The sequence below is a fragment of the Xenorhabdus budapestensis genome (assembly GCF_002632465.1).
Taxonomy (GTDB): Bacteria; Pseudomonadota; Gammaproteobacteria; order Enterobacterales; family Enterobacteriaceae; genus Xenorhabdus; species Xenorhabdus budapestensis.
In genome coordinates, this window is sequence record NZ_NIBS01000037.1 from 8,007 (window position 1) to 13,979 (window position 5,973).

The window sequence follows — 5,973 nt, forward strand, 5'->3', positions numbered from 1 at the left end:
CTCTGCAAGATTGAGAAGACCCGCTTTGTGTTTAATAATTGGATTGCTAGTATGTAGCATGAGAGTTACCTCTTAGTTTCTTTGATTTAAGATTCAGCATCTTTAATCAAAGCGGGTAACTCTCTTCTTTTCAAATCGAAGTGTCAGATCTAGTCTGAACTAATACAACTTAATTTACTTTCAAATAATCATCAATATCATTTACAATTTATTGATTATTGGTCATTAGATCAGGAACTGTTGGAAGATTGTTTTGCATTGACGCCTAAGGTTAGAGAAATGAAAAATAAACTTGGACTCGCATAGGTAAGTGCGATTTCTGAAAAAGACGGTCAGTTAATGTAATAATCATTTTATTCGCACAATCATTTTGAACGTTCAGATTGACACTGACGCGCTACGCTTGTCTTCTCCGTGCTACCAGGCTAATACATTCATTAACCCGGTAGCACGGAGAGCTGAAAAAACATAACCGTTATTATCGATTATCTTTATAACTACACCAATTTTCACGGGATAACGGAGTAAATGACATATTTATTATATATTTCATTGCGTTACTCTATCCCATATTATCCCAGTCTATCCCGTAACATCATGTCACTAATTTAACTCATTTAAATTTAAATAAATTATAACCTACCAGAGAAAAATATCTTTCGGGATAACTTCCATTGCCACGATATCACTTTATTTGTAATCACCTAATGTTACGGGATAGTGCGGGATAATACGGGATAAGTAAAATATCTATAACTAACTGATATATTTTAAAATAAATCTTTCTTATCCCAATATCCTAATATCCCAATGTTTTTTTTCTCCTACGTGAGGTTAATCTTCATCCCTGAAAATCAACACCACAAATCGCCCCTGAGTGCCATTTACTGAGATGGTTTTGCTGATAAAGCGGTCTTTCTCCGCTTTAACCAACATTCCGGCCTCTTCTAAGGCTTCAAAGCCGGATTTCTTATGTAATCCCTGCAATATTTCTGCTTCAAATACACTGGGGATAACGTGATATTCCGCCTGTCCATCATGACGGCGGTTATGCACCAGATACCCGGCAAGATCGCTAATTCTCATGGCGTGTGAGGTATCAATATCACCATTTGGCCTGCCGTAGGTATAAGGCTGAAAGCGTGACAGCTCGTATTTCTGGATAAAGTCACGAGTTCGCGTTATTACCTGATATTTTTCCCGGTTTCCGATACCAAAATCAGCTAACCAGTCATCGAAACTTTGTTTTACCGCAGCATGACTCGCTTCTTTACCCCAGCCAGTGATATGGGTCGCCAGCTCTCCAACGGCATCCAGTAACGCAAAACGCACGGCGACGCGCTTGACTTGGGCTGAGGCTTCTTCTGGCAGGCTATCGAGCCACTCTTTTTCTTTACGGGCGGTCATTTCGATTGCCTGCTCCTGATATTCAGACAGCCATTGAATCCATGCCCGACCCGCTGCACCACAATAGCGTTTGGATTCACGTTTGATGGCTCTTGCGTGGGAATCACCATCCTCATAGCCATTGAAACATTCCGTATCAATAAAGGGCACACTGAGCAGCCTGACAAGCTGCCCGGCTTTTGGCGTGATCCCGCCTTTTATCAGGAACGTTTCTAAATCTTCTTCGCCTGTCGAAAGGGCTGCAATCTTCCAGCGGATCACAGCACGGTTTCCTCCTTCCCGTTTTCCCTGAATTTTACCAACACCGTTAAACAGGCTGTAAGCACTGTTAGCAACTTCTTTCGGGTTCGAGCTTTGCCCGATTTCGTCAATGGGCATGAAACCATCATTACGGGCCGCGGCTTCGTTGTTTAAACCGTGGTTAGTACCATGCCATGATAATTTCAGTTCTTCGGGATCGCCGTATAAGCTGCTGGCCGCCTCAACGGTGGTGGTTTTCCCTGCTGAGGATTGCGCGAATAAATGCACACCAAAGCAGCTCCCGCCTGTTAGTGAGTTAAGTGGGGCAGACAATCCCACGAGTACGCCCAGCATCATTGAGCGGTTGCCTTGCAGTAATGACGCAACGTGTGTTTTCCACTGCTCGGCGCTTCCCCTGACCACATAACCGGCAATGGCAGATGTGCCGCCACTGAACGCCACAGGCATATAAGGCTGACCGATGATTTCGCCGTCCGGCATCACATAGGCCCCACAATGCCAGCCTGCTTTCTGTGTCACAATCCACTCACGGCGATTACCGCTACGTTGCAAATGTTCAGCTAAAACAGGCAACAGACTATTTTTTACTGTGATGTTCATTCCTCGTGAACGCAATCTTGCCCAGCCAACCGGCATCCCGATTTCACGGCAGGGAAGTGCCTCAACGATATATTTTCCAGTGCCTTCCTGACGTAGCTTGATAATGAGATAGCCTTCGCTGCCATCATTACCAATGCCAACGATTTCCATGTAATCGCTCAGCCATTTTTCAACTTCGACAATTTCGCCACCTTGTTCTTTCGGTTCAACCCAATAAATTCCATTCTTGCGGATATCGATATGGGGTTTTAGCGGGTCGTATTCTTTCTCTCGGTATTCATCTGAATCAGTGGTTACAGATTTTGACACTGCTACGTTCTCTACCGCCTGATACAATCCATTACTGAATGCCTGCTTTGCTGCCTTAATACCATGCTGCTGGCGATAATCATCCCAATCGGCTTTGTATTCCGTAGGTGGTAACGTAACCCAACCATTCACTGCAAGAGCCGCTTTTTCTGCTGAAATCTTGCCGATATTTACCTTTGGTCTGCCGTTCTTATCCAGTTCGTCGGGATGATGCCAGTCATTATCTGCTGCCAGAATAATTTTCGTGCCCGGCCAACGCTCCCTAATGGCTTTAGCGACATAGAGCAAATTGCCAGCATCCAGCGCCGCCAGAACAGTGCCTTTATAGAGCTTGCTAACCGTCAGTGCCGTGGCATAACCCTCGGTAATGATTACCGTGTCGGGATTTTTTTCCAGTTCTGATACAGTAATAAACGCGCCTTTCTTCTGGCTGCCAGACAGTAATTTTTTCTCACCGTCAGGTTTGATGATCTGTGCACCAGTGACCTTTTTATCTAACGCTGTCAGTGCCAATAATAGGGAATCATCTTCCAGTAAACGCTGATTATGGTGTTGTAGTCCCTTTGCAGCCAGATAGGGAGATGGCCCAGCAACAGTTTGAGCCATCAGTGCCGCGACTCTTTCTGCAATCGGCTGTACTGGATAAGTGATTTCTTTGGCTGGTTTGGATTCTGGCAAAGGTAATGCCAGTACGTTAGCAACAATCTTAGCAGCCTCAAGAACTGAGATACGGTTGGTTTTCGCTACTAAATCCAATCCATCTCCGTAGTTCGGAAGATCACACTGGCGACAGTGCCAGTTGCCGTGATGGTGGTCATCAATAAAGTGAAAACGGTCGGTGCCGCCGCAGACAGGGCAAGCGCTATGTTTACCCTTTGCAGGAATATCGATACCACAGGCAGGTAACAGATTTTCCCAATGGTACATAGCGGATTGCTTCACGGTTTGGATAAATTCGAGCGGTTTTTGGCTGCCTGATTTATCCAAAGATGTAAATTTAGGGCGAATTTGGTTATGCTGTGTATCAGCCATTATCGTTACTCCAATTAACGGTTATTGGTCAGACGCCCTGTATGTGTTGCGAGCACTATGGGGCGTTGTTTTATTTGGTTACTAAAATTAAAATGGTCATTACCATGTAATTTAAAATATCTCTGGGTAATTACCATGTCAATACAAAAAGAAAAGCGATCTCCCCAATACCAAATGAGATTGACGGATGAATTCAGACAACAACTTGAAGAACAAGCGAAAATAGATGGTGATGCTTCCCTTGCTACATGGATCAAGCGTGTACTTCGTAAAGAACTCCAATCACGTGGTATTGAACCCAAGGGTTGAACCAGCCAACAATTAATTAGGAGGATAGCTCCCATGCCGCTATCCTTTTTTTGTTTAAATAATAATTGCAAAACTTGCATATCTCTTAATGAAAGAATTATCTGCATTGTGAACTAATGCACCAAAATTCAGGCCAGTACTTTATCAGGCACGAGACTCAGCAATCCTCTGATCTACCCAGCCATCAATTTCTGATTCAACAAACGCAACCGAACGAGGGCCGATTTTGACTTGTTTCGGGAATTTATCTTCTTTAATCAGCCTGTAGATCCATGCCTTGCTGTAGCCCGTTCTGCGCTGAACTTCTGGCAGGCGAATAAGACTTTCTTTAGATGTTGTAATTGTTGGCATGTATATCCCCTGTTATCGAGTCCTTGAAATGCCTTGGTAGACGTTATTTGATGACAGAGGATTATTTAAAAATTCTGTTTAATTGAAAGCGTAAACTCTTTATGCAATTCGTAAAATTAAATGCGGGGGTATTGACTGTATGAAAAATAGTCCTACGTGCCACGGGCACAGGAGATTAAAAAGCAATCATGTGTATAATGAATGCTTTTTATTAATGAATTGAAAAATAAGGGAATATATTATTTATGCAGAGCGTGGAGCTTTAATTATTTATTTTTTGGATGAAAAACAGTCTTTGTTGTCTTGGGCAACAAAGTTTAAAAAAACATCTTTCGAGTAAATTTCAATCAAAAGAAAGGTAAAATAAATTATTGACAAGATCAGAATATAAAATTTTTATCTGCTTATAAACTGCATAAAAAACTTGTCAAATGTCTCAGGGCGTGAAGCAGACTAAGACTCTAAAGTGCCGCCTAACATGCGCATGGTATTAAGTTGATCAATACGGTCCACTAGCATTTCCACGTATGCGAAGCTGAAATTATCTTAACCGTGCGTTATGGTTTATTTAGCTTGGGGCAAAGCGTCAATAGGTTATATGGAAATAACGATATAAATTTCATCACAAAAAAGAGGATAGGAAGGAAATGTGTATGAAGGATAAGAGTGACACGACAATCTTCATTTCCTATGCATGGGGAGGAGGAGCAGACAAAAAAGAATGGATAAGAGCTCACATCGTAAGCAGTCTCGACTGGGAATATAGCCTGTTCTGGGACCGCGACAGCATAGCGTTTGGTGACTCAGTCGACTTCACTATACGGAAGGCGCTGGCAAGTCGACCTCTGAAAGTATTTTGCTTATGTGATGAAGATTACGTGTATTCCGCAAAAAAATAGGATCAGGTCTGCATCGGGAGTTGCAAATGCTGTCAGAACTCTCTTCTGATCCTGATGTCAAAATCATACCAATCGTTCTTGATCAAAGCTGTCTGGCAGAGTTACCGGTGCCGCTGGTAGGTAGAGCATATCTGGATCTCTCTGAGTTTCGCAAGCGAGGATTGTTTCTCGGTAGTGTGATGCAGCATCTGGCAGGGGACGTAACGCAGTCGGAAATGCTTGCATGGATAAGCTATACTATCCGCAAAGATGATTTATATAAATCAGCGAGGGAATACTTTCATCGCACATCAGTGCGTTTTATGGGAAATGCCCGCACTCATCAGGTGAGCATTAATTTTATGCAGCCACTGCTTGCACCTCAATGGATGTGGGACAGCCCAGAATGGGGTTATATGCTGAACGATGAGCATGATACATATTGCCCGACGAAAGGGCGCTGGCACTGGGATTATTTTTCTCCGGGCCGCTCCATGCAATCGCTGGGTACAGCGATGGTTGCACAGTTTTTCCCTGATGATGCAAAAGAAGAATTACAGTGGGCCATAGAGGATGTTGGAAGAATTCTTGCTGTGAGTTTCATATCCATGATCCGCAAAGAGGAAGCCTTCGTTTTGGACGTCGATGAAATCATTATGTGTATTAGTTCAGACTAGATCTGACACTTCGATTTGAAAAGAAGAGAGTTACCCGCTTTGATTAAAGGTGCTGAATCTTAAATCAAAGAAACTAAGAGGTAACTCTCATGCTACATACTAGCAATCCAATTATTAAACACAAAGCGGGTCTTCTCAATCTTGCAGAG

4 protein-coding genes are annotated in these 5,973 nt (G+C 43.0%); 2 read left to right on the forward strand and 2 right to left on the reverse strand.

Annotated elements, in window-relative coordinates; genetic code table 11:
* Positions 1–834: 834 nt before the first annotated feature.
* Complete coding sequence (locus tag Xbud_RS17625) at positions 835–3,609, reverse strand: DUF927 domain-containing protein (protein ID WP_099137338.1); 2,775 nt, start codon at positions 3,607–3,609, stop codon at positions 835–837.
* Between the two features lie 135 nt (positions 3,610–3,744).
* Here Xbud_RS17625 and Xbud_RS19960 point away from each other — a divergent pair, with 135 nt between their 5' ends.
* Positions 3,745–3,918, forward strand: coding sequence for a hypothetical protein (locus Xbud_RS19960; protein WP_169923104.1), 174 nt, complete (start codon positions 3,745–3,747; stop codon positions 3,916–3,918).
* A 144-nt stretch (positions 3,919–4,062) separates the two neighbouring features.
* Here the strand turns inward: Xbud_RS19960 and Xbud_RS17630 are convergent, their stop codons facing one another.
* The gene (locus tag Xbud_RS17630; RefSeq protein ID WP_086114223.1) at positions 4,063–4,269 is read right to left on the reverse strand and encodes a helix-turn-helix transcriptional regulator; all 207 of its coding nucleotides are present in this window, start codon (positions 4,267–4,269) and stop codon (positions 4,063–4,065) included.
* A 925-nt stretch (positions 4,270–5,194) separates the two neighbouring features.
* Here Xbud_RS17630 and Xbud_RS17640 point away from each other — a divergent pair.
* A complete protein-coding gene (locus tag Xbud_RS17640; RefSeq protein WP_099137340.1) occupies positions 5,195–5,824 on the forward strand; it encodes a hypothetical protein in 630 nt (209 codons plus the stop codon).
* The last annotated feature ends 149 nt before the right edge of the window (positions 5,825–5,973 follow it).

What these genes read in the sequence shown, in the direction of transcription:
- Xbud_RS17625 (WP_099137338.1), bottom strand. Translation starts at nt 3,609, where the DNA reads ATGGCTGATACACAGCATAACCAAATTCGCCCTAAATTTACATCTTTG.
- Xbud_RS19960 (WP_169923104.1), top strand. Translation starts at nt 3,745, where the DNA reads ATGTCAATACAAAAAGAAAAGCGATCTCCCCAATACCAAATGAGATTG.
- Xbud_RS17630 (WP_086114223.1), bottom strand. Translation starts at nt 4,269, where the DNA reads ATGCCAACAATTACAACATCTAAAGAAAGTCTTATTCGCCTGCCAGAA.
- Xbud_RS17640 (WP_099137340.1), top strand. Translation starts at nt 5,195, where the DNA reads ATGCTGTCAGAACTCTCTTCTGATCCTGATGTCAAAATCATACCAATC.